The following is a 22420-nucleotide window of genomic DNA, read 5'->3' on the forward strand; positions in this document are numbered from 1 at the left end:
GAGGACGCGTTGCATCGCGGCCCGGGACCTCCGGGCGGTGCGCAGGTAGTCGTCGAGGAACTCCCCCGGGTCGTCCGCGCCGAGCAGCCGCACCACGCCGGCCAACTCCACCCCGTGCCGGGGAAGCTGGTCGCCGGCGCGTCCCCGGACCAGCATCAACGCGTTGCGGACCTGCGCGGCGAGGGTCCACCCGGCGGTCATCGCGACGGCGTCCGCCGGGTCGACCAGCTTGGCGTCCCGGGCCGCCGCGAGCGCGTCGAGGGTACGCGTGCCGCGCAGCTGCGGGTACGCCCCGGCGTACCGGAGCTGGAGCAGCTGCACCGCCCACTCGACGTCGGCGAGGCCACCCCGGCCGAGCTTGGTGTGGGTGGCCGGGTCGGCGCCCCGGGGCAGCCGTTCGTTCTCCACCCGGGCCTTGATCCGCCGGATCTCGACCACCTGTTCCCGGGTCAACCCGTCGGCCGGGTAGCGGACCGGGTCGATCATCGTCTCGAACTCGGTGCCCAGGTCGGCGTCGCCGCAGACGAACCGGGCCCGCAACAGGGCCTGCGCCTCCCACACCCGCGACCAGCGGGCGTAGTACTGGGCGTACGCGGCGAGACTGCGCACCAGCGGCCCCTGCCGTCCCTCGGGGCGCAGGTCGGCGTCGACGCCGAGCGCCGGGTCGGGGGCGGGCGCACCGAGCAGCCGGCGCAGCTCCTCGGCGATCGCGTGCGCGGCGGCGCTGGCCGCGCTCTCCGCCGTCCCGGCCGGCGGGTCGTAGACGAAGAGCACGTCGGCGTCGGAGAGGTAGTTCGACTCGTACCCGCCGAGGCGGCCCAGACCGATCACCGCGAACCGCAGGCCGGGCAGCTCCGGCTGGGCGGCCCGGACGGCGCGCAGCGCGGCGGACAGGGTGGCGTCGGTGACGTACGACAGGCCAGTGCCGACCCGGGTGACGTCGGCCAGCGGGCCGGCCGGTGCGCCGCGCTCGGGTCGCGGGGCCAACCCGTCGGCCCGGCTGAGCACGTCGGCGCAGGCGATCCGGACGAGTTCCCGGCGGCGCAGCGCGCGTACCGCCCGGGTCGCCTCGACCGGGTCGGCGTGCCGGGCCGCGGCGGCGGCGAACCCGTCGCAGAGCACCTCCCGGGGCCGGGGGGTCAGCTCGTTCTCCTCGGCCAGCAGCCGCAGCGCCTCCGGTTCCCGGGCCAGCAGGTCGGCCGCGTACCGGGAGGAGGACAGCACCCGGGCCAGCCGGCGGGCCACCGGGCCGGAGTCGCGCAGCAGCCGCAGATACCACGGGGTGCTGCCGAGCTTGTCGGAGACCTGGCGGTAGTTGAGCAGCCCCCGGTCCGGTTCGGGTGCGTCGGCGAACTCGCTGAGCAGCACCGGCAGCAGGGTGCGCTGGATCGCCGCCGTCCGGCTCACCCCGCCGGTGAGGGCCTGGAGGTGCCGCAGCGCCCCGGCCGGGTCGGCGAAGCCGAGCACCTCCAGCCGGTGCCGGGCCGCCTCCGGGGTGAGCCGCAGCCCGTCGGCGGGCACCCGGGCCACCGACTCCAGCAGCGGCCGGTAGAGCAGCTTGGCGTGCAGCCGGCGTACCTCGGTGGCGTGGGCGACCCAGTCGGCGCGGAAGCTCTCCACGGCGCTGCGGCCGGGGATGGCGGCGTAGCCGAGCGCGGCGGCCAGCCAGCGCAGCGCGGCCGGCTCGGTCGGCACGGTGTGGGTCCGCCGCAGCGCCTGGAGCTGGAGCCGGTGTTCGACACCGCGCAGGAAGCGGTATCCGCGCAGCAGCGCCTCACCGTCGGCCCGCCCGACGTAGCCGCCGGTCACCAGCGCGCGCAGCGCCGGCACGGTGCCCGGCACCCGCAGCGACTCGTCACCCCGGCCGTGCACCAGTTGCAGCAGTTGGACGGCGAACTCGATGTCCCGCAGCCCGCCCGGACCCCGTTTGATCTCGCGCTCCAACTCCTTCGGCGGGACGTTGTCGATGATCCGGCGGCGCATGGCGCGTACGTCGGAGACCGCCTCGGGACGTTCGGACGCCCGCCAGACCAGCGGGGCGAGCGCGTCGATCCACTCGCCGGCCAACGCCAGGTCACCGGCGGCCGGGCGGGCCTTGAGCAGCGCCTGGAACTCCCAGGTGCGGGCCCACCGCTGGTAGTAGGCGAGGTGGCTGGCGAGGGTGCGCACCAGCGGCCCGCGGTTGCCCTCGGGGCGCAGCGCGGCGTCCACCGGCCAGGCGACCAGCCCACAGACGTGGATCAGCCGGGCGGCGACGGTGGTCGCGGCGGGCAGGTCCTCGTCGGTCGCGGCCACGAAGATCACGTCGACGTCGGAGACGTAGTTCAGTTCGTCGCCGCCGCACTTGCCCATCGCCACCACGGCCAGCCGGGGCCGGGCCGTGCCCGCCGGCAGCTCACCCACCGCGATCTCGTACGCCGCCGCGAGGGTGGCGTCGGCCAGCGCGGACAGCGCCGACATCACCTGCTCCAGGCCGCGTCCGCCGGTCAGGTCGGCCGCCGCGATCCGCAGCAGCGCCAGCCGGTACGCCTGCCGCAGCACCGCCACCGGCGCGGTGGCGGCCGTCAGCCGCCCGGCGAGCGCCAGGTCGAGCCGCCCGTCGGCGGTGGGGGCCAGCCCGTCCGGGGCGGTGCCGAGCACCGTCCACTGACCGGGGTTGGCGACCAGGTGGTCGCCCAGGGCGGCGGACGCGCCGAGCACGGCGACCAGCCGGCGGCGCAGCCCCGGGTCGGCGGCGAGCGCGGCCAGCAGCTCCGACCCGGTCGCGTCGTCGGCGGTGCGGCGTTCGGTCTCCACCATCCGGTGCAGCTGGCGCAGCGCCAGATCCGGGTCGGCGGCCCGGGAGAGCGCGGCCAACAGGTCGGCCGCCGACCTGTCGGTGGGTTCCTGCTCGTCGGCCTGCCACAGCCCGAGCCCGTCCGCGCCGAGCAGATCGGCGGCGCGGACCCCACCGTCACCCTCGGCGAACCCGTAGCGGGCCAGCCGTCCCCTGGTCGGTCTGCTCATCTCAGTGCCCGAGCAGGGGCAGGCTGCGGCGGGTGTCGTCGTCCAACTCGCCGAGGGCGAGGGCGGCGAACCGGACGGCGAACGGCTGCCACACCTCCTCGACGTCGGCCATCACCCGGTCGCAGGCGGCCACCACCAGGTCCTCGTCGTAGCCCAGCTCGGCGAGCAGTTCGGAGCCGTGCGCCCATTCGGCGATCATGGCGGTGTCGCACTCGATGTGGAACTGCAGGCCCCAGGCCCGGTCGCCGAGCCGGAACGCCTGGTGCGGGTAGCGGGTCGAGGCGGCCAGCAGGGTGGCGGCCCGGGGCAGCTCGGTGATCTCGTCGGTGTGCCACTGGAGCACGTCCGGGATCAGCGGCACGTACCGGAACAGCAGGTCGCTCTCGGCGGCGTCGCGCCGGCCGACCACCCCCGGGCCCACCTCGGGGCCGGACGGGCTGCGCTCGACCAGGCCGGCGTGCGCGGTGGCGAGCAGTTGCGCGCCGAGGCAGACGCCGAGGGTCGGCACCCGGTGCCGCACGGCCTTGCGCAGCAACCCTTCGAGCTTCGGGAACCAGGGTGCGCCGGGGGTGCCGTCGGGGGCCGGGTAGGCGTGCTGGTCACCGCCGAGCACCACCAGCGCCACGTACCCGTCGAGGTCGTCGGGAAGCTCGTCGCCGGCGTGCGGACGCAGCACCCGCAGCTCAAGGCCCCCCTCCACCAGCCACTCCCCCAGCCGTCGGGGGTCGTCGGTCGGGTCGTTCTCGATCACCAGTGCGGTTCCCACGCCGTCGAGGCTAGCGGGTGCGTCGACCGCCGCCGGGAACGCCTCGGTCCGCCCGGCGGGGCGGCTATGCTCGGCCGCTGTGACCGCCGACGACCCGTCCGTCCTGCGCCCACCCGTGCTGCGGGAGGGGGACACGGTGCTGCTGGTCTCGCCGTCCGGGCCGACCAGGCCGGAGCGGGTGGCCCGGGGCATCGAGCTGCTGACCGGCTGGGGGCTGCGCCCGCAGGTGGCGCCGAACGCGTACGCCAGGCGGGGTTACCTCGCCGGTGACGACGCGCTACGCGCCGCGGACCTGAACGCCGCCTTCGCCGACCCGCAGGTGCGCGGGGTGATCTGCACCCGGGGCGGGTACGGCGCGCAGCGGGTGGTGGACCTGATCGACATGGCCGCCGTGCGGCGGGACCCGAAGGTGGTGGCCGGGTTCTCCGACATCACCGCCCTGCAGTTCGCGCTCTGGCGGGGTGCCCGGCTGGCCGGGGTGCACGGCCCCGGAGCGGCCTGGGTGGACGAGCGGACCCCGCTGCGCTCGGCGGAGTCGCTGCACACCGCGCTGATGACCACCGCGCCGGTCACCGTCGAGGCGGTGCCCGGGGAGGAGACGTATCCGGTCCGGGTCCCCGGCCGGGCGGTGGGTCGGCTGCTCGGCGGGAACCTCTGCCTGATCACCGCCACCCTCGGCACCCCGGACATGCCGGACCTGACCGGGGCGGTGCTGTTGGTCGAGGAGGTGCAGGAGCCGCCGTACAAGGTCGACCGGATGCTCACCCACCTGCGCCGCGCCGGGGTGCTCGACGGCCTGGCCGGGGTGGCGGTGGGCCAGTTCACCGACTGCGCGGACGGCTGGGCCACCACCGTCGTGGACGTGCTCACCGACCGGCTGGGCGACCTCGGCGTGCCGGTCCTCGGCGGCCTGCCGATCGGCCACGGCCCCGGCCAGCTCTCCGTCCCCGTGGGCACCAGCGCCACCCTCGACGCCACCGCCGGCACCCTCACCGTCGCCCCCGCCGTCCGGTAACCCACCCCACCCGCCTGACCCGGCCCGGCCGCGCCCTGCCCCGCCGTGCCTCGCCCCGCCGTGCCCCGCCTCGCCCCGCCTCGCCCCGCCTCGCCTCGCCTCGGTGATCAAGAGGTTCGCGTCAAAGGAAAGCGCCTTCCTGACCGAAACCTCTTGATCACCGGGGGCGGAGGGTGGAACTTTCAGCTGGCGGACAGGGTCGGGACGGGGGTTTTCCAGGTTCGGTGGTCACTGTCGGTGACGTCAACAGCACCACCGACCCATGGAGGACCGATGTCCCGCACGATGTCGAAGAAGCAGCTGCTGGTCGGCCTCGCCGCCGCCGGCGTGCTCGGGGTGGGGATCGCCGCTCCGACGGTGGCCTTCGCCGAGGAGTCGGCCACCCCGACCGCCGGCGTCAGCAGCGCGGCCGACCCGGGCACCGACCGGCAGCAGCAGCGCGCCGACCGGCAGAACGAGTTCGCCGAGGCGCTCGCCAAGGAGCTGGGGGTGGACACCGACAAGGTGACCGCCGCCCTGGAGAAGGTGCGCGAGCAGCACAAGGACCGCGCCAAGGGTGACCGGCCGGAGCGTCCGTCGCCGCAGGACCGGCAGGAGAAGCTGGCGGAGCGGCTGGCCCAGGCGGTCAAGGACGGCAAGCTCACCCAGGAGCAGGCCGACGCGATCACCAAGGCCGTCGAGGCAGGGGTCTTCCCGGGCCCGGCCGGTCGCGGCCACCACGGCGGCCCGGAGGGTACGCCCGGCAGGTGACCCGCTGCGGCCCGCCCGACCCGGCGGGCCGACGATCGACACGACAGAGCCGACGGTCGACACACCAGGGCCGATGATCGACACACCCGGGCCGATGTTGCGGTGTCCGACGCCCTGGTACACCGCAACGTCGGCCCCCTGGTGTCAGGCGCCGCCGCCCGAGGAGAAGAGACCGAGGTGGGTGCCCACCGGGTCACGCACCAGGGCGAGGGTCAGGCCGCTCGGCGTGGTCCGGGGCGGGGTCAGCACCGTGCCGCCCGCCGCCTCGGCCCGCCCGCAGGTCTGCGCCACGTCGGCCACCTCGGCGTAGAGGATCGCGTAGCCGGGTGCGCCCTCGGCGAGAGCCCGGATGCCGCCGCCGATGCCGGTCGACTCCCCCGCCGTGGTCGTCCGGTAGGAACCGCCCTCGGCCGTGCCCTCCTCGGTGAAGGTCCAGCCGAACAACTCCGCGTAGAAGCTCTGCGCCTCGTCCGGCCGGTCGGTGCCGATCTCGAACCAGGTGACGGGTGTGCTGGTCACGCGTTGCCTCCTGTTCCCCCGCCGACCGGGCGGCCGGCGGGCTCGGCAGCCAGCCTCCCGGGTGTCCGCGACACCGTCCTGTCGGTGTTTACCGCCCGGTCCACCCGGCCACGTCGCACCGATCCGTCCGGGCAGCCCCCCACCGATCCGGCCGGACAGCCCCGCACCGACCGGCCTGGGCAGCCAACGCGGCCGGCCTGGGAAGCCCACGCGCCGGCCGACCCGGGCGGCCGGCATGCCGGGTCAGACCAGGGTCAGCCGGCGTACCCGCTCGGCCGGGACGTCCAGGTCGGCCGGGGAGAACTCCCGGGTCACCCGCTCCGGCAACGCCTCGACCCCGACGATCCGGTCGGTACGGAAGCAGCGCAGCCCGGCGCGCAGCCGGCACCAGGCGAGCAGGTACCAGTGCCGGTCGTTGCCGAGGTAGCCCAGCGGCTCGACCTCGCGCGAGGAGGCCACGCCGCAGCGGTCGGCGTACCGCAGGCGCAGCACCCGGCGGGCGGCGACCGCGTCGGCGACGACGGCCGGGACGGACGTGGTCGGCCCGGTGCCGACCAGCAGCACCCGGCCGGCGAGCAGGCGCGCGTCGGCGGCGTCGGCGGCCGGCAGCACCGCGAGCAGTTTGCGTAGCGCCGTGCCGCCGGCCACGGCGAACGGGGTGCCGGCGAGCCGGTGCAGGGCCACCGCCATCGCCACCGCCTCGGTGGCGGTCAGGTTGACCGGCGGCAGGGTGTGCGACCGGTCGACCACGTAACCGCCGGTGCGGCCGGGCTCGGCCCAGATCGGCACGCCGGAACCCTGGAGGGCGGCGATGTCGCGTTCGACGGTGCGGGTGCTCACCTCGAACCGGTCGGCCAGCCAGCGGGCGCTGCGCGGCCGGGGCGACACCGCCCGCAGCTCCTCCACCAGGGCATAGAGACGATCCGTCCGGTTCACCCCCGCACGCTACGACGGGGGTACGACGCACCGCCCCCGTCCACCCCGGCGGGGCGGACGGGGGCAGGTGGTCACCTCAGGTAGGGACCATCGGTGCCGATCCTGCCGGGGGCCGGGTTGCCGGGCAGGTCCAGCACGTACACCCGCAGGTTGCCCCGGCCGCTGACCGCAGCGGTGAGGGTGCCGTTCGTGACGGCCCGGACGTCCCCGGTCACCGCGTCCCGGTACGTCCCGTTCGGCACCCCGGTGAAGGTGGCCGTGCCCGAGACGGTGACCAGGGCGAAGCTGTCCACCCCGCCCTCGGTGAACCGGCGCTTGTAGGCCATCTGGTTGCCGCTGACCCCCTCGGTCGAGTACTGGCCCTTCTGGAGGGCCGGGATGGCCCGCCGGATGCGGTTGAGCCGCTGTACGTGCTTGACCAGCGGCGCGCTGAGCGTGGTCGCCACCGCCCCACTGGCGCTGCCGACCACCCCGAAGTCGGTGGCGGTGACGCTGCCGGCGAGGTGGTCGCCGTAGTACGCCCGACCGGTGGTCGCCAACGGGCAGGTCGGCCCGCAGTCGATCTTCGCACCCTTCTGGAACTCGATCTCGGAGCCGTAGTAGAGCGTCGGGATGCCGCGGAAGGTCCACATCAGGCTCATGTTCTCGGCCCAGGCGTCGGTGCCCCCGGCGTAGCGGGTGTTCGACTTGTTCGGCCCGTAGTCGTGGCTGTCGACGTAGACGACGTTGTAGGTGGCGTCGTTGTAGCTGTCGTCGGAGTCCCTGCCGTTGCCGTAGGCGTTGCCGGCGTCGCCGAAGTTCATGTGCATCCGCATGTCGATGACGTTCATGCCGGAGAACTTCGAGTGGTCCGGCGCGTGGTAGGTGTTGCCCCGCAGGAACGCGTTGTCGCTGGTCGGCTGCCCGCCGGTGCCGATCAGCTGCTCGTAGTCGTACTGCTCGATGGCGGCCTTCACGTCGTCCGGGCTGTACTCCCTGCGCTCCTTCCAGGTGAAGAACTGCGCGGAGTGGTTGACCGAACCCCGGTTCCACTTGTCGTTGACGAACGCGGCCACCTCGCCGAAGACGTAGAAGTCCCGGCCCTTCGCGCCGTGCCGGGCGACGGCGTGCTGCTGGATCGCCGGCAGGAAGCGCCGGTTCCAGGTGACCCGGGGGATGTGCACGGCGGTGTCGATCCGGAAGCCGTCCACCCCCATGTCGATGTACCTGTTGTACGCGTCGATCAGGTACTGCTGGACGGTGGCGTTCTCGGTGTTGAAGTCGGCCAGGTCCTCGTGCAGCCAGCAGCTCCGGGCGTCCTCGCCCTCCCAGTTGCCGATCCAGCACTGGTGGTAGAGGTCGGCGGGGAAGAGCCTGCCGGTCGGCACCGGCCACTGGCAGTGGTAGACGGTGTAGCCCTCCTGGCTGTACGCGCCGTTGGGGGTGCCCCAGTTGAGGCAGCGGTTGGCGGTGGGGGCGGTGCCCGACCAGACGTCGCCGTTGTAGGGGCGGCCCTTGGCCTTGGCGTTCTGCGCGGCGGTCAGGGTCGGGTCGTTGCCGTCGTGTTCGACCATCGGGTCGTACTCGCGGCCGGCCTGCGGTTGGTCGTAGTACCACTTCCACTGCTCGTCGCGGACGCCGTAGACGGTGGGGACGAAGAGCCCCTTCGCGCCCCAGCGGGAGCTGTGGTTGTAGACCACATCCTGGAAGATCTTCATGCCCTTGGCGTGGGCGGCGTTGATGAGTTGCTGGTAGCTGGCCCCGGGGCTCTCCAACCGGGGGTCCACCCGGTAGAAGTCCCAACCGTGGTAGCCGTGAAAGTCGTAGTCGGAGCGGTTGAGCACCACCGGGGTGATCCAGATGGCCGAGAAGCCCAGCCCCTTGATGTAGTCCAGCTTGTCGACCAGGCCCTTGAAGTCCCCCCGGAACATCGGGTCGTCGTTCGCCGCGTTGCCGGACCTGACGTGCTGGCTGCCGCCCCGGTTGTTGGTGGCGTCGCCGTCGGCGAAGCGGGCGGTCATCACGAAGTAGATGCTGTCCTCGCGCGGGTCGCCGCCGAGCGGCGAACCGCCCACCGGCGGGGTGGTCCCGGTGGTCGCGGTGGCGGGCGCACTCGCCGCCGACCGGTTGCCGGCCGCGTCGAGGGCCCGCACCGTCCAGCTGTACGCGGTGCCCGCGGCGAGGTCGTACGCCACGTACCGGGTCGCCGTGGTGGTGACGGTGGTGGTCCCACCGGTGCCGCCGGTACGGGTCAGTTCGTACCCGGTGACTGCCCGGTCGTCGGTGGCGGCCGTCCAGGACAGCGTGACGGACAACCCGTCGGCGGTGGCGGCGAGCCCGGCGGGGGTGGACGGGGGTGTGGTGTCCGGGGTGGCGGGCAGGCACGGGTCGGCGGCGTCCGGGGTGACCACCCCACCGCGTACGGTGCTGCGCCCGGCGCGCAGGGTGTAGTCGGCCCCGTTGTTGTTGTCCCAGGTGCCGGCGTTGTTGTTGAACGCGGCGGTGAGTCCGGTGGCGGTGCCGAGGTCGACGGTGCGGCGCGCCCAGCCGGCGCAGGCGGCCTGCATCGCCACCCCCGGCGCGACGGTCCAGCTGCCGCCGGTCGGCCGGTAGTGCAGGTTCGCGCCGGGCCATCCCCAGCTGGTGAGGTGGTACCAGACCTCGGCGGTGGCACCGCCCGGGGCGGCGGTCGGGGTCGGGGTGGCGGTCGCGGTCGGGGTGGGCGTCGGGGTGGTGGTGCACGGGTCGTCGACGCCGGTCCGGCCCCCGGCGACGGTGACCGCGCCGGTGCCGAGCCGGTAGTTGCCGCCGTTGTTGTTGTCCCAGGTGCCGGCGTTGTTGTTGAAGACCACCTGGAGGCCGGTGGCGGCGCCCAGGTCGATGGTCCGGCGTCGCCAGCCGGCGCAGGCGGCCTCCATGGCGACGCCGGGCACGGCGGTCCAACTGCCGCCGTCGACGCCGTAGTGGATGTTGACCGACGTGCCCCAGGCCGCCGGGGGTTGGTAGTAGACGGTGACGGTGTTGGCCGCTGCCGCCGCGGTGAGCGGCAACAGGCTCGCGGCCACGCCGACGACGAGCGCGAGTGCGCCGGCCCGTCGGCGGTGGGTGGTGGTAGTGGTCCGCCTCATGATGGCTCTCCTGACACCCGCACCCGACCGACGGGTGCAAGCTACTGAAGGCGTTGCAAGAAGTTGCGAACGCGTTGCCAGGAAGTTAGCAGCTTCGATACGCCGAAACCAGAGGTTCATCCCGGTGAAGTGTGGAGGACGTTTCGCGACCCGCCCGCAATAGCTTTCACCAACGGAAATTTCTTCCCGTCCCGTCGGCCGGTGGAGGCGGGGCACGTCACCGGGCATCCGGTGGGCCGGCGGGACCGGGCGCAGACGACGCCAGGCCCGTGGTCTGGACCGTCCCCGCAGGGACAGCTCAGACCACGGGCCTGGCTCAGGTGGTACGGGCCGCGCGGGCGGCGGGGGTCAGGCGATGCAGGCGCAGACGATCAGGGCCGCGCCGAAGTGGGTGGCGGCGCTGACCCGGGCCGCCGGGTGCGGCTGGTCGGAGCAGATGACCTCGCCGAGCTTGCCCGGGGTGAGCATGTCCAGCACACCGAAGGCGAGCGCCATGACGGCCAGCCCGATCAGGCCGAAGACCACCGTCGAGGCGAGCCCCTTGGCGAAGTCGTCGTAGCTGGTGACGATCGCGGTGAAGACGATGCCGGCGACACCGAGCTGGTTGGCGGCCAGCAGCAGCCCGGCGTTGGCGTTGCGCTGCACCCAGATCAGCTCGCGCAGCTTGCCGGGGGTGAGCACGTCGACCAGCACGAAGCCGGCCGCCATCAGCGCCACCCCGACGACACCGAACACGACGCTCTGCCATGCTCCGGTGAGCAGATCTTCCAGCACCGACGGCCTCCCGACCTCCTGCGCCCGGCGGAGGTGCCGGCACGGTGATCGAGACGATAGCGGCACCGCGCAACCCCCGACACCCTCCGCAGCGGCGGATACGCGGGACGCCGGTGCAGCCGGGCCGCCCCGGCCGGGCGCGGACGACCCGGCCGGCGGCGGTACGCGCTACAGCGACAGGTAACGCTGCCGCTCGTACGGGGTGACCTCGCGGCGGTACTGCTCCCACTCGGCCCGCTTGTTGCGCAGGAAGAAGTCGAAGACGTGCTCGCCGAGCACCTCGGCGACCAGTTCGGAGCCGGCCATCACGTCGATCGCCTCGGACAGGTTCTCCGGCAGCGCCTCGTAGCCCATCGCCCGCCGTTCGGCGCTGCTCAGCGACCACACGTCGTCTTCCGCGCCCGGCGGCAGCTCGTAGCCCTCCTCGATGCCCTTGAGGCCGGCGCCGAGCATGACGGCGAACGCCAGGTACGGGTTGGTCGCCGAGTCCAGCGACCGGACCTCCACCCGGGCCGAGTTCGGCTTGCCGTACGCCGGCACCCGGACCAGCGCGGACCGGTTCAGGTGCCCCCAGCAGACGTACGCCGGGCTCTCGGTGATCCGGTCCGGCAACGCCTGCGGGAACAGCCGCTTGTACGAGTTGACCCACTGGTTGGTGACGGCGGTGTACTCCCGGGCGTGCATCAGCAGGCCGGCGATGAACGACTTCGCCACCTTCGACAGTTTCATCGGGTCGCCGGAGTCGTGGAACGCGTTGCGCTCCCCCTCGAACAGCGACAGGTGGGTGTGCATGCCGCTGCCCGGCTGGTCGGTGAACGGCTTCGGCATGAAGCTGGCCTGCACGCCGGTGGAGAGCGCCACCTCCTTGACCACGTGCCGGAAGGTCATGATGTTGTCGGCGGTGGTCAGCGCGTCGGCGTACCGCAGGTCGATCTCCTGCTGGCCGGGGGCGACCTCGTGGTGGCTGAACTCCACCGAGATGCCGATCCGCTCCAGCGCCAGCACGGCCTGGCGGCGGAAGTCCCGCGCCACGGCGTGCGTGGTGTGCTCGAAGTAGCCGCCGGTGTCCACGGCGGTGGGCACCGAGCCGTCCTGCGGGCCGTTCTCCAGCAGGAAGAACTCGATCTCCGGGTGGGTGTAGAAGGTGAAGCCCTTCTCGGCCGCCTTGGACAGCATCCGGCGCAGCACGTGCCGCGGGTCGGCCCAGGACGGGCCGCCGTCGGGCAGCAGGATGTCGCAGAACATCCGGGCGCTCTCGCCGCTGACCCCGCCCTCGAACGGGAACACCTGGAAGGTCGTCGGATCCGGCATGGCGACCATGTCGGACTCGAAGACCCGGGCGAAGCCCTCGATGGCCGAGCCGTCGAACCCGATGCCCTCCTCGAAGGCCGCCTCCAGCTCCGCCGGGGCCACTGAGACGCTCTTGAGCGTGCCCAGCACATCGGTGAACCACAGCCGGACGAACCGGATGTCCCGCTCTTCCAGCGTACGGAGGACGAACTCCTGCTGACGGTCCACTTCCCCAACCCCTCGCCACGTACGTCCGGCACCGGTCGGCCGGTCCGTCCTGACCGCCCAGTCTTCACCGGCCTGGTTAAGCAGACGTTACGCGACCTGCCGCCGCTCGTCCTGCGGTGTCCCGACGGCCGGATCGACGGGCGGCCCCGCCACCAGCGGCGGGCCGGGCAGGCGCGGCGAAAGGGTGGCCGGCGTCTCGTCGCAGCCGCCGGGTCGACCGGCTGCGGCTGGGGCAAGATGAGGGCATGCCCACCCTGCGTCTGGCCCTGTGCCAGGTCAACCCGACCGTCGGCGACACGGCCGGCAACGCCGAGCTGATCCGCGCCTGGACCCGGCGGGCCGCCGACGCCGGCGCCCAACTGGTCGCCTTCCCGGAGATGGTGCTCACCGGTTACCCGGTCGAGGACCTGGTCTTCCGTCGTTCCTTCGTCGCCGCCTCGCAGGCCGCGCTGCGGCAGCTCGCCGCCGACCTGGCCGCCGACGGCCTCGGCGACCTGCCGGTCGTGGTCGGCTACCTGGACGCCGACGGGCCGCCGCAGGTCAGCGGGGACGCCCAGCCGGGCCGGGGGGCCCGCAACGCCGCCGCGCTGCTGCACCGGGGCGGGGTGGTGGCCCACTACTTCAAGCACCACCTGCCCAACTACGGCGTCTTCGACGAGGACCGCTACTTCGTGCCCGGCGACACCCTGACCGTGGTCCGGGTGGGCGGGGTGGACGTCGCGCTGACCATCTGCGAGGACCTCTGGCAGGCCGGCGGCCCGTTCGCGGTGGCCCGGCAGGCCGGCGTCGGTCTGGTGGTCAACATCAACGGCTCGCCGTACGAGCTGAACAAGGACGACGTCCGGCTGCCGCTGGTGCGCCGCCGGGCCGCCGAGGCCGGTGCGCCTATCGCGTACGTCAACATGGTCGGCGGCCAGGACGAGCTGGTCTTCGAGGGCGACTCGATGATCGTCACCCCCGACGGCGACCTGCTCACCCGCGCGCCGCAGTTCGTCGAGCACCTGCTCGTGCACGACGTGGACCTGGCCGGGGCGGGCCCGCACGCCGCCGACACCGAGGATCTCGCCGACGGGATGCGGGTGGTCCGCCGTACCGTCGAGGTGGTGCCGGCGGCCCCGACCGGGCCGGCGGCCGACGGCGGCCTGATGGCCCCGGTGGCCGACGAGGCCGAGGTGTGGCAGGCGCTGGTGCTGGGCCTGCGCGACTACGTCAACAAGAACCGGTTCCCCTCGGTGGTGCTGGGCCTGTCCGGCGGCATCGACTCGGCGGTGGTGGCCGCGCTGGCCGTCGACGCGCTCGGACCCCGGCGGGTGGTCGGTGTCTCGCTGCCCAGCCAGCACTCCTCGGAGCACTCCCGGGCCGACGCGGAGGACCTCGCCAAGCGCACCGGCCTGGACTACCGGGTCGAGCCGATCCAGCCGATGGTGGACACCTTCCTGGCGAACATCTCGCTGTCGGGGGTGGCGGTGGAGAACCTCCAGGCCCGGGTGCGCGGGGTGATCCTGATGGCACTGTCGAACCAGGAGGGCCACCTGGTCCTCACCACCGGCAACAAGAGTGAGCTGGCGGTCGGCTACTCGACCCTCTACGGCGACTCGGTCGGCGGGTTCAACCCGGTCAAGGACGTCTGGAAGACGCTGATCTGGCGGCTGGCGAAGTGGCGCAACACCGACGCGGCCCGCCGGGGCGAGACCCCGCCGATCCCGGAGAACTCCATCGGCAAGCCCCCGTCGGCCGAGCTGAGCCCCGGCCAGCTCGACAGCGACAGCCTGCCCGACTACGACGTGCTGGACCCGATCCTGATCGGCTACGTCGACGGCGACCTGGGCCGGGCCGGCCTGATCGAGTCCGGCCACGACCCGGCGGTGGTCGACAAGGTGCTGCGGCTGGTGGACACCGCCGAGTACAAGCGTCGGCAGTCCGCGCCGGGCACGAAGATCTCGATGAAGGCGTTCGGCCGGGACCGTCGGCTGCCGATCACCAACCGCTGGCGCGAGGACGGCTGAGCATCCGGGCCGGCCGACCTTCGGTCGGCTGAGCAGTCCCGGCCGGCCGGCCTCCGGTCGGCTGGGCATCCGGCGTCGGCCGGCCCCGGTCGGTCGGCGTCGCCCCGGCGGAGTGAAATCCTGCACTGTTCCCTGCCGTCGACCGGTCGCGCGGTGCGACGATCGCGGCAGAACCCGGGGACCGCGACAGCGGCCTCGAGGAAAGGAGACAGTCATGGTGGAGTCCACCCCGACCGAGGTGACCGCCCTGTACGGCGGGCCGGCCACCCGCCGGGTCCGCACCCGCGACCTGATCGCCGCCAAGGAACGCGGCGACCGGTGGGCCATGCTCACCTCGTACGACCAGTACACGGCCGGGATCTTCGACCAGGCGGGGATCCCCGCGCTGCTGGTCGGCGACTCGGCGGCGAACAACGTGTTCGGCTACGAGACCACCCTGCCGGTGACGGTCGACGAGTTGCTGCCGCTGGTCCGCGCCGTGGTCCGGGCGACCCGGCACACCCTGGTCGTCGGCGACCTGCCGTTCGGCTCGTACGAGGAGGGGCCGACGCAGGCGTTGCGGACGGCGGTGCGGTTCATGAAGGAGGGCGGCTGCCACGCGGTGAAGCTGGAGGGCGGCCGGCGCTGCGCCGACCAGATCGCGGCGATCACCGGGGCGGGCATCCCGGTGATGGCACACATCGGTTTCACCCCGCAGAGCGAGCACACCCTGGGCGGCTACCGGGTGCAGGGGCGCGGCGACACCGCCGACGAGGTGCTCGCCGACGCGCGGGCGGTGGCCGAAGCGGGCGCGTTCGCGGTGGTGCTGGAGATGGTGCCGGGCGAGGTCGCCAAGCGGGTCACCGCCGAACTGGCGATCCCCACCGTCGGCATCGGCGCCGGCCCCGACACCGACGCCCAGGTGCTGGTCTGGCAGGACATGGCCGGGCTGCGTACCGGGAAGGCCCCCCGGTTCGTCAAGCGCTACGCCGACCTGGCCGGGGCGCTGACCGAGGCGACCCGCCGGTTCGCCGACGAGGTACGCGGCGGCGACTTCCCCGCCACCGAGCACACCTTCTGATTACGGACGGTGGGGCGGTGCCCCCGCCCCACCGTCGCGGAACGAGCCACCGCAGGCCGGGGGTCCCCTGGTGCGGCGGGAGCGGCTAGGGTTCCGCCCGTGGATCATGTTCGCTTGTCAACAGTCGTCCTGACCTGTGTCTCCGTGCTGGCCCTCGCGGCGTGCAGCGAGGCGGAACCGTCGACCACTGCCGCGCCGTCGACGTCCGCCAGCGCGTCGGCCACCACTGCCGCCCCGTCGGCCACCACCGACCCGGCCACCACCGACCCGAGCACCGGCGGCCCGACCGCCGCCGCCGACCCGGCGGCCGACAAGAAGCTCTGCACGACGGCCAAGAAGATCGCCGACACCATGAAGGTCGACGTGATGAAGGCCGCGACGTCCGGTGGCGACCCCACGCCGACGATCCGCAAGGCCTACACGGAGATGGCGCAGGAGTTGGCGAAGGCCACCGCCGGTGCCCCCGCCAGCGAGGCGGTCACCGCGCTGGCCGCGTTCGGGGTCGCGTCCGGCCGGGTGGCGACGGCGGCGAACCTGGACACCGCCGCCGACGCCCCCGAGTTCCAGAAGACCAGCGCGATGGCAAACTCCGCCTGCAAGAAGGCCGGCGTCGACACCAACTTCTGAGTACCGTCCCACCCGCCGCGATCTTGGAGGGCGCCGGCCCCCCGGGGGCACTTTCCCTTCAAGATCGCGGCAGGAAGCGGTTGGGTCTCAGAGGTCGGTGACCCGGACGCCGGCGTGGGCCTTGTAGCGCTTGTTGATGGCGATCAGGTTGGCGGTGAACGCCTCGATCTGGTGGGCGTTGCGCAGCCGGCCGGCGTAGATGCCGCGCATGCCGGGGATCCGGGCGGCCAACGCGCCGACGATGTCGACCAGTTCCCGTTCCTCGGTGCAGATCAACACGTCGAGGTCGATCCGGTCGATCTCCGGGTCGGCCAGCAGCGGCGCGCTGACGTGGTTGAACGCCGCGCAGACCCGGGAGTCGGGCAGCAGGGCCGCCGCCTGCTGCACCGCGCTGCCCTCGGCGACCGGCAGCGCGTACGGGCCCTGCTTGTCGAAGCCGAGCGGATTCACGCAGTCCACGACGATCTTGCCGGCCAGTGGCCCGGCCAGCGCGCCGACGGTGGCCGCGTGCCCGTCCCACGGCACCGCGACGACCACCACGTCGCTGCGGCGGGCCACCTCGTCGTTGTCCGCGCCGGTCACGTCAACCCCGGCGGGCAGCCGGGGCAGCGCGGCGATCTCGGCCGCCGCCTCGGCCGCCCGGTCGGCGGAGCGGGACCCGATCAGCACCCGCTGGCCGGCGCGGGCGAACCGGTAGGCCAGCCCCCGTCCCTGGTCGCCGGTGCCGCCGATGATGCCGACGGTCAGCCCGGACACGTCGGGGAGGGTGCTCGCGTCGTATGCCATGGCGTCATCCTCGCAAACCGCCACGCCACCAGCAGCGCAAGGCACTGTGACGCTGACCGCCCGCCACGCCATCCCGGCGGCGGGACCGGACCGTCCGGCAGAGCCAGGCCGCGACCGGACCCGCCGGGCAGGGCCGGGCCGCCGGGGCCGGGTTCAGGCCCGCTCGAAGAGCACCTTGCGGCCGACCGGGTCGGCGGTGACCAGGCGTACGGTGACCCGCTCACCCCGCGGCAGCTCACCGGTGCAGCGGGCCCGTACCGGCGGATCGTCCAACGCCACCGTCCCGCCGGGAACCCGGCCGGGCTTCGTCGGGCCGTTCGGGGGCGCGTCGGTGTCCAGCACCGCCGCCGAGAACGTCTCCCCCACCCGGTGCTCCAGCAGCACCGCCTCGGCCAGGTCGATCGCGCCCCGGGTGGCCGCCCCCGCCGTCCGGTCGGTCGAGGCCATCACCTCCGGCAGCCGGGGCAGCGCCGACCGGGCCCAGTCCGGCACCTCGCGGCCCTCGTGCAGGGCCAGGCACACCTCCGTGGCGTACCGGTCGGCCAACCGGCGCAGCGGGGCGGTGACATGGGCGTACGCGGCGGCCACCCCGCCGTGTTCCGGCTGCTCCGGCAGCTCACCGTCGAACGCCGTGTACGCCGCGCCGCGCATCAGCTCGGCCGCCTGGTCGACGAAGGCGGCGGCCCGGGGCTGGGAGGCGTCCAACCCGGCCAGCACCTCGCCGACCCGTACCCCGTCGGGCCAGTGCACGCCCAACGGGGCCGCCGCCGCGCGCAGCCGGGCCACCGCCTCCGGTTTCGGGGCCGGCATGGTGCGCAGCAGCCCGATCCGGCCGGCCAGCATGATGTCCGCCGCCGCCATCCCGGTGAGCAGGGAGATCTGGGCGTTGTGGTCCTCCATCGGGCCGGGACCGCGCAGCACCAGCCGCCACCCGTCCCCGTCGGGCTCGACGTCCTGCTCGGGCAGGGGCAGGTTGACCGCGCCCCGGCGCAGGCCACGGGCGGTGAGCAGGGCACCGATCTCGGGCAGCAACGCGATCGGGTCGGGCAGCCGGCCGGCGTCGGCGGCCACCTGCACGCCCGGGTAGTCCAGCTTGGCGCGGCTGCGTACCAGGGCGCGTTCCAGCCCGACGGCGACGGTGGCCCCGTCGGCGTCGAGGTCGATGGTCCACAGCACGGCCGCCCGGTCGACGTCGGGCAGCAAACTGGCGGCACCCTCGCTGAGGGTGTGCGGGTGCAGCGGCACGTTGCCGTCGGGCAGGTAGACGGTCTGCCCACGCCGCCAGGTCTCCTCCTCCAGCGGCCCACCGGGGCGTACGTGGGTGGCGACGTCGGCGATGGCGTACCGCACCCGGTAGCCGCCGGGTCGACGGCTGAGGTGCATCGCCTGGTCCAGGTCGCGGGAGGTGGCGGGGTCGACCGTGACGAACGGGACGTCGGTACGGTCGGCCACGGCGGGCGGTGGGGCGTCGGCCGCCTCGTCCGCCTCGCGCTGCGCCGCGGCCGGGAAGCCGTCAGGCAGTCCCAGCTCACGGCGCAGCGCGCCGAAGTCGATGCGGGGCGCGAGCACACGTCGGATGACCACGGGTCAATCCTGGCAGCGTGCCGCGTGATCCGCTCGCCGGCGATCGGGCCGCAGGCCCCGTACGGTCAGCCGGTGGTCCTGCGGGCGCGCGCCGGTGCGGTGGCCCGCGCCGCCGCCGTCCGCGCGGGCGCCTTACGGGCGGTGGCCTTGCGGGCGGTGGCCTTACGGGCGGTCGTGCCCGTGGTCTTCGTCGCCGCCGCCTTGCGGGCGGTCGTCGCGCTCGTCTTCCGGGCCGGCGCCGCCTTCGCGGTCGACTTCGACGCGGGGGCGGTCCTGGCGGTCGACTTGCGGGCCGGGGCCTTCGTGGCGGCGGCCTTCTTCGCGGGTGTGGCCTTCTTCGCCGCCGTGGTCCTCTTCGCCACCGTGGTCTTCTTCGCGGGCGTGGCCCTCTTCGCGGGCGTGGTCTTGCGGGCCGCCGTCGTCTTCGCGGGCGTCGTCTTCTTCACGGCCGTGGTCTTCCTGGCGGCCGTGCTCTTCGCGGCGGGCGTCGTCTTCCTGCCGGGTGACGTCTTCTTCACGGCCGTCGCCTTCTTGGCTGCCGTCCGGGCGGTCGCGGTGGTCTTCTTCGCCGCCGCGGCGGTGGTCCGCTTCGCCGTGGTGGTCTTCTTCGCCGCGGTGCTCCGGGCGGCGGCAGTGGTCTTCTTCGCCGCCCCGGCGGTCTTACGGGCGGCGGTGGTGGTCTTGCTGGCGGTCTTCTTCGCCGGGGCCTTCGTCGCCGTGGACCTCGACGCGGGGGCCTTCGACGCGGCACTGCGGGCCGCCGGCGCCTTCTTCGCCGTCGACTTCGAGGCGGGGGCCTTCGACGCGGTGCTCCTGGCGGCCGGGGCCTTCGTCGCCGTCTTCCTGGCGGTGCCGGTGGACGGGGTCCGGCCCGAGCCGGCGCCCGCCGCGCTCGCCGTGGCCCGGCCGGCCGACGCCTTGCGGGCGGCAGCCGTGGTCGTGGTCGAGCGGCGGGCCGCGGTGCTCCGGGTCGCGCCTGCGGTTCGTTGCGCGGCGGCGGTCTTCGTCGCGGCCGGGCGGGTGGTGGCCTGTGCTGCTTCGGCCATCTCGGTTCCCTCCTTGGGGACATGCTCCCGCGTGCCTCCTCACGGAGGCACGGAGTCCTCGACGCGGGCCGTCCCGCGCCGTTCAGTTGCCCTCCCCGGCCCAGCGGGCGTCTTCGGCCTCCCACGCCTCGTTACGCTCCTGCACCTTCTGCAGGGCGTTCTGAGCGTCGGCAGCCGAGGGATACGGTCCGAGAACGTGCTTGGCAGGGCACACGTCGGCATCGGTCTCGACCCGGTGGTGTCGGGTGCACCAGTAGTAGTGCCCACCACTTCCGCTGTCGTTCATGAGATCACTGTGCACCGGGCGCAGCCCGACCGCCACCGGATCGCCGCAATTGGTCGCGACCACATCCACAGTAGACGTGCTCGACGGTCCCGGAGGCGAAACCGCGAAATCGCCCCCGACCTGCCCGGACGTCGTCGGAACCGGCCCCCGCCACACCGGGTCGGCCCGGGTTGCGGGGCCGCCGCGACGCCGCGCGGGGTGGGCCGAAAAGCCGGTGGTACGACGCCGGACGCCCGCACCCGCCGGCCGGGCTGCGCCACCGGATGCTCACCGCCCGCACCCCGCAGGAGCCGACGGTGACGCTGGACGACAGCCGGATGGAGCGTCTCGACGCGGAGTTGGGCCGGCACTTCGACCGGACGGCCCGGACCGTCGCCTGGTCCGGCTGAACCGTCGTCCGTGGTGTCCACGGTCGGGACAGCCGCCGTGGCGCGCGGTGGCCGACGGGTCGGGGACTTCCGGCCCTACCATCCGGACCAGGTACCTGGTATCAGCTCACCGCCGAGACGGACCATCCCTCACCTGGTCCCCTCGACGGGACCGCCGGCCGACCCGGGTCGGCCGGACAGCCCCGATGCGGCGGCCCCGGGTGCGACCGACCCGGGGTGTGTGCGAGCCTCGTCAGACCTCTTGCGGCGCTGCCATCGCCCGCCACCTGGGCGGGACGACGACGATGTCGACGGCGCCGCCCTGCCGAACCGGGAGAACACCACCGTGGCTAGCCTGGACGTCGCCCTGAAGAACGCGATGAATATCGACGGAGCGATCGGGGTGGCGCTCGTCGACTACAGCAGCGGCATGACCCTCGGCGTGGCCGGCGGCACCGGCGAGATCGATCTGACCGTCGCCGCCGCCGGCAACACCGACGTCGTCCGCGCCAAGATGCGCACCCTGGAGATGCTCAAGATCGAGGACGAGATCGAGGACATCCTGATCACCCTCGGCAGCCAGTACCATCTGATCCGCCCGCTGACCGGCCGCACCGGCAAGGGCCTCTTCCTCTACCTGATGGTGAGCAAGAGCCGGGCCAACCTGGCGATGGCCCGGCACCAGCTGCGCACCATCGAGGAGAGCCTGGAACTGTGACCGCAGACAAGACCGAGACCGCCCTGCCCCGCCGCTCGGCCCGCGCGTCCCGCGCCGCCGCCCCGCCTGCCGCCCGGCCGCTCCCGCCGTCGCTGGCCGGGGACCGCTCGCTGCCGTACCCGGCGATCAGTCGTGAGTTGGCGGAGCTCAGGCACGAGATCCCCGGGGTTCAGGGCTGCGTCCTGGGTGGCGTCGACGGCCTGCTCATCACGCACAATCTGCAGAACGAGGTGGACCCGAACGACCTGGCCGCGCTCGCCGCGACCACCTTCGGCCTCGGCCGGCAGGTCGGCATGCGGCTGGGCCAGGGCGACTTCCAACAGTCGACGGTCCGCAACCAGGGCGGCTACCTGAGCGTCTACGCGGTCAGCGAGCAGGCCCTGCTCGCCGTGATCGGCACGGACACCGTCAACGTCGCCCGGCTGCACCTGAACGCCCCGGGGGTGGCCGGCCGGATCGCGGCGCTGCTGACGCCGGTACCGACGGAGGCATGACCCGCACGGCGGGGGCGCGGCCGTGCACGCCGCTCCCCCGCCGGAAGGGACGGAAGACCCGATCTAACGGGTGAATCCCGACCTCTGTCCACACTCCACCGCAGCAGCCGACCAGACCCCCTGGAACTGGCTTGTCCGAAATAATCTCCACTGCCGGGAAATAGTAATCACAGATTGGCCGAAAACGCGCGACACAGCAACGATAATTGACCGTGAAAGTAACTACGTCGACACATGTTTCTGATCAAGTCGACGCATGCGACTCTCCGTATCCGCACCTGCGACGCGGGCCACGCGTCGGCAGTTTCTGTTGCTGTCAGGGCTGCTCGCGCTGACCGTCCCCCTGGTAGCCGCCCCCGCCGAGGCAGACCGTGCCGTCGGCTCCGGCGTCACCATGCCCACCTGCGCCTGGCCGTCGAAGTACGGGGCGACGAGCCTGAACGCCTACTGGCCGGACACCGCCGCCACCTACTGGTCGACCGTCTATCCGGTCACGCCGGGCCTGGAAATCACCCTCTCCGGAACCTTCCCCGACGCCAGGTACGCATCTTTCAACGTGTACGACGACAAGCCCACCTACTTCACCCGCAATGGCGTCAGCTCCAGCATGCCCGATTACCTCATCACGCCGGACGCGGGCAGCAGGAATCCGTGGCAGACCGGCGCCGCGCCGGGCGGTCGGTTCACCCTCACCATCGCCCACGACGTGGCCTTCGGGCAGACCAACCGGATGCCCCTGGCGCGGGAGGACGCACTGCCCGGCGCGAAGGCATCGGTCATCTTCCGGGTCTACCTGCCCGCCGGTGGCGACGCGACCGTCGTCCTGCCCACCATGACCCTCACCCGCGACGGGGTGTCGCAGACCCTGCCGCCCTGCCCGCCAGGAGGAGGCGGCACCCCCACCACCCCGGCGACCACCCACGCCCGGGAGGCGGGGCTGTCCGGCGCAGGCGGTCCCGGGGACGGGCCGGGGCATCCCGGCGGGCCCGGCCATCCCGGCGGCCCTGGCCCCGGTGGACCCGGTGGACCCGGCCACCCCGGCGGACCTGGTCAT

The 22420-nt window shown here is 73.5% G+C and carries 19 protein-coding genes and 1 pseudogene; 9 read left to right on the forward strand and 11 right to left on the reverse strand.

From position 1 onward, the window contains the following. Together ACOJTC_RS30670 and ACOJTC_RS30675 are read right to left on the reverse strand one after the other, a co-directional pair. The coding region (locus tag ACOJTC_RS30670; RefSeq protein WP_420119498.1) for a bifunctional [glutamine synthetase] adenylyltransferase/[glutamine synthetase]-adenylyl-L-tyrosine phosphorylase at positions 1 to 3006 on the reverse strand (3006 nt) is incomplete at its 3' end. Between the two features lies 1 nt (position 3007). Further along, positions 3008 to 3772: a type 1 glutamine amidotransferase gene (locus ACOJTC_RS30675; protein WP_204926463.1), complete on the reverse strand. Its 765-nt coding sequence runs from the start codon at positions 3770 to 3772 to the stop codon at positions 3008 to 3010. A 79-nt stretch (positions 3773 to 3851) separates the two neighbouring features. Between ACOJTC_RS30675 and ACOJTC_RS30680 the strand changes: the two genes are divergently transcribed. Both ACOJTC_RS30680 and ACOJTC_RS30685 read left to right on the forward strand, forming a co-directional pair. Further along, a complete protein-coding gene (locus ACOJTC_RS30680) occupies positions 3852 to 4787 on the forward strand; it encodes a S66 peptidase family protein (protein WP_420119499.1) in 936 nt (311 codons plus the stop codon). 273 nt (positions 4788 to 5060) lie between these two features. After that, the gene (locus ACOJTC_RS30685) at positions 5061 to 5537 is read left to right on the forward strand and encodes a hypothetical protein (protein ID WP_420119500.1); all 477 of its coding nucleotides are present in this window, start codon (positions 5061 to 5063) and stop codon (positions 5535 to 5537) included. A 144-nt stretch (positions 5538 to 5681) separates the two neighbouring features. Here ACOJTC_RS30685 and ACOJTC_RS30690 read toward each other — a convergent pair whose 3' ends face one another. The 5 genes from ACOJTC_RS30690 to glnA all read right to left on the reverse strand — a co-directional run bounded on the left by ACOJTC_RS30690 (position 5682) and on the right by glnA (position 12391). Continuing rightward, positions 5682 to 6056 carry a VOC family protein gene (locus ACOJTC_RS30690; protein WP_420119501.1) on the reverse strand — a complete coding sequence of 125 codons (375 nt, stop codon included), beginning with the start codon at positions 6054 to 6056 and terminating at the stop codon, positions 5682 to 5684. A gap of 243 nt (positions 6057 to 6299) precedes the next feature. Then, positions 6300 to 6992 carry a helix-turn-helix transcriptional regulator gene (locus ACOJTC_RS30695; protein ID WP_420119502.1) on the reverse strand — a complete coding sequence of 231 codons (693 nt, stop codon included), beginning with the start codon at positions 6990 to 6992 and terminating at the stop codon, positions 6300 to 6302. A 71-nt stretch (positions 6993 to 7063) separates the two neighbouring features. Further along, positions 7064 to 10099: a carbohydrate binding domain-containing protein gene (locus ACOJTC_RS30700; protein ID WP_420119503.1), complete on the reverse strand. Its 3036-nt coding sequence runs from the start codon at positions 10097 to 10099 to the stop codon at positions 7064 to 7066. Between the two features lie 348 nt (positions 10100 to 10447). Further along, positions 10448 to 10873, reverse strand: a complete 426-nt coding sequence (locus tag ACOJTC_RS30705) for a DUF350 domain-containing protein (RefSeq protein ID WP_204926457.1) — start codon at positions 10871 to 10873, stop codon at positions 10448 to 10450. Between the two features lie 168 nt (positions 10874 to 11041). Next, complete coding sequence (glnA, locus tag ACOJTC_RS30710; RefSeq protein WP_088644813.1) at positions 11042 to 12391, reverse strand: type I glutamate--ammonia ligase; 1350 nt, start codon at positions 12389 to 12391, stop codon at positions 11042 to 11044. Positions 12392 to 12636: 245 nt separating this feature from the next. Here glnA and ACOJTC_RS30715 point away from each other — a divergent pair, with 245 nt between their 5' ends. The 3 genes from ACOJTC_RS30715 (at position 12637) to ACOJTC_RS30725 (ending at position 16084) form a co-directional block, all read left to right on the forward strand. Beyond that, positions 12637 to 14397 (forward strand): NAD+ synthase, encoded by a 1761-nt coding sequence (locus ACOJTC_RS30715; protein WP_420119504.1) that lies wholly within the window; start codon positions 12637 to 12639, stop codon positions 14395 to 14397. Positions 14398 to 14611: 214 nt separating this feature from the next. Next, positions 14612 to 15457, forward strand: a complete 846-nt coding sequence (gene panB / locus ACOJTC_RS30720) for a 3-methyl-2-oxobutanoate hydroxymethyltransferase (RefSeq protein ID WP_204926455.1) — start codon at positions 14612 to 14614, stop codon at positions 15455 to 15457. 114 nt (positions 15458 to 15571) lie between these two features. After that, the gene (locus ACOJTC_RS30725; RefSeq protein ID WP_420119505.1) at positions 15572 to 16084 is read left to right on the forward strand and encodes a hypothetical protein; all 513 of its coding nucleotides are present in this window, start codon (positions 15572 to 15574) and stop codon (positions 16082 to 16084) included. Between the two features lie 87 nt (positions 16085 to 16171). Here ACOJTC_RS30725 and npdG read toward each other — a convergent pair whose 3' ends face one another. The 4 genes from npdG to ACOJTC_RS30745 form a co-directional block, all read right to left on the reverse strand. Then, positions 16172 to 16870 (reverse strand): NADPH-dependent F420 reductase, encoded by a 699-nt coding sequence (gene npdG, locus ACOJTC_RS30730; RefSeq protein ID WP_204926453.1) that lies wholly within the window; start codon positions 16868 to 16870, stop codon positions 16172 to 16174. Between the two features lie 153 nt (positions 16871 to 17023). Then, positions 17024 to 18454 carry an RNB domain-containing ribonuclease gene (locus ACOJTC_RS30735; protein WP_420119506.1) on the reverse strand — a complete coding sequence of 477 codons (1431 nt, stop codon included), beginning with the start codon at positions 18452 to 18454 and terminating at the stop codon, positions 17024 to 17026. A 65-nt stretch (positions 18455 to 18519) separates the two neighbouring features. After that, positions 18520 to 19500: a hypothetical protein gene (locus tag ACOJTC_RS30740; protein ID WP_420119507.1), complete on the reverse strand. Its 981-nt coding sequence runs from the start codon at positions 19498 to 19500 to the stop codon at positions 18520 to 18522. Between the two features lie 82 nt (positions 19501 to 19582). Continuing rightward, on the reverse strand, positions 19583 to 19855 hold the full coding sequence (locus ACOJTC_RS30745) for a hypothetical protein (protein ID WP_420119508.1): 273 nt from the start codon (positions 19853 to 19855) through the stop codon (positions 19583 to 19585). A 101-nt stretch (positions 19856 to 19956) separates the two neighbouring features. Here ACOJTC_RS30745 and ACOJTC_RS30750 point away from each other — a divergent pair, with 101 nt between their 5' ends. The 4 genes and pseudogenes from ACOJTC_RS30750 to ACOJTC_RS30765 all read left to right on the forward strand — a co-directional run. Beyond that, a complete protein-coding gene (locus tag ACOJTC_RS30750; RefSeq protein WP_420119509.1) occupies positions 19957 to 20175 on the forward strand; it encodes a hypothetical protein in 219 nt (72 codons plus the stop codon). A 325-nt stretch (positions 20176 to 20500) separates the two neighbouring features. Further along, on the forward strand, positions 20501 to 20872 hold the full coding sequence (locus tag ACOJTC_RS30755) for a hypothetical protein (protein WP_088644871.1): 372 nt from the start codon (positions 20501 to 20503) through the stop codon (positions 20870 to 20872). Continuing rightward, positions 20869 to 21366: a roadblock/LC7 domain-containing protein gene (locus ACOJTC_RS30760; RefSeq protein WP_420119510.1), complete on the forward strand. Its 498-nt coding sequence runs from the start codon at positions 20869 to 20871 to the stop codon at positions 21364 to 21366. Before ACOJTC_RS30755 ends, ACOJTC_RS30760 begins: the two co-directional genes overlap by 4 nt. Before the next feature lie 310 nt (positions 21367 to 21676). Then, positions 21677 to 22420 (forward strand): annotated as a pseudogene (locus tag ACOJTC_RS30765) (hypothetical protein); the annotation flags it as partial.

The sequence above is a fragment of the Micromonospora sp. genome, assembly GCF_048594385.1.
In the GTDB taxonomy this organism is placed as follows: Bacteria; Actinomycetota; Actinomycetes; order Mycobacteriales; family Micromonosporaceae; genus Micromonospora; species Micromonospora wenchangensis.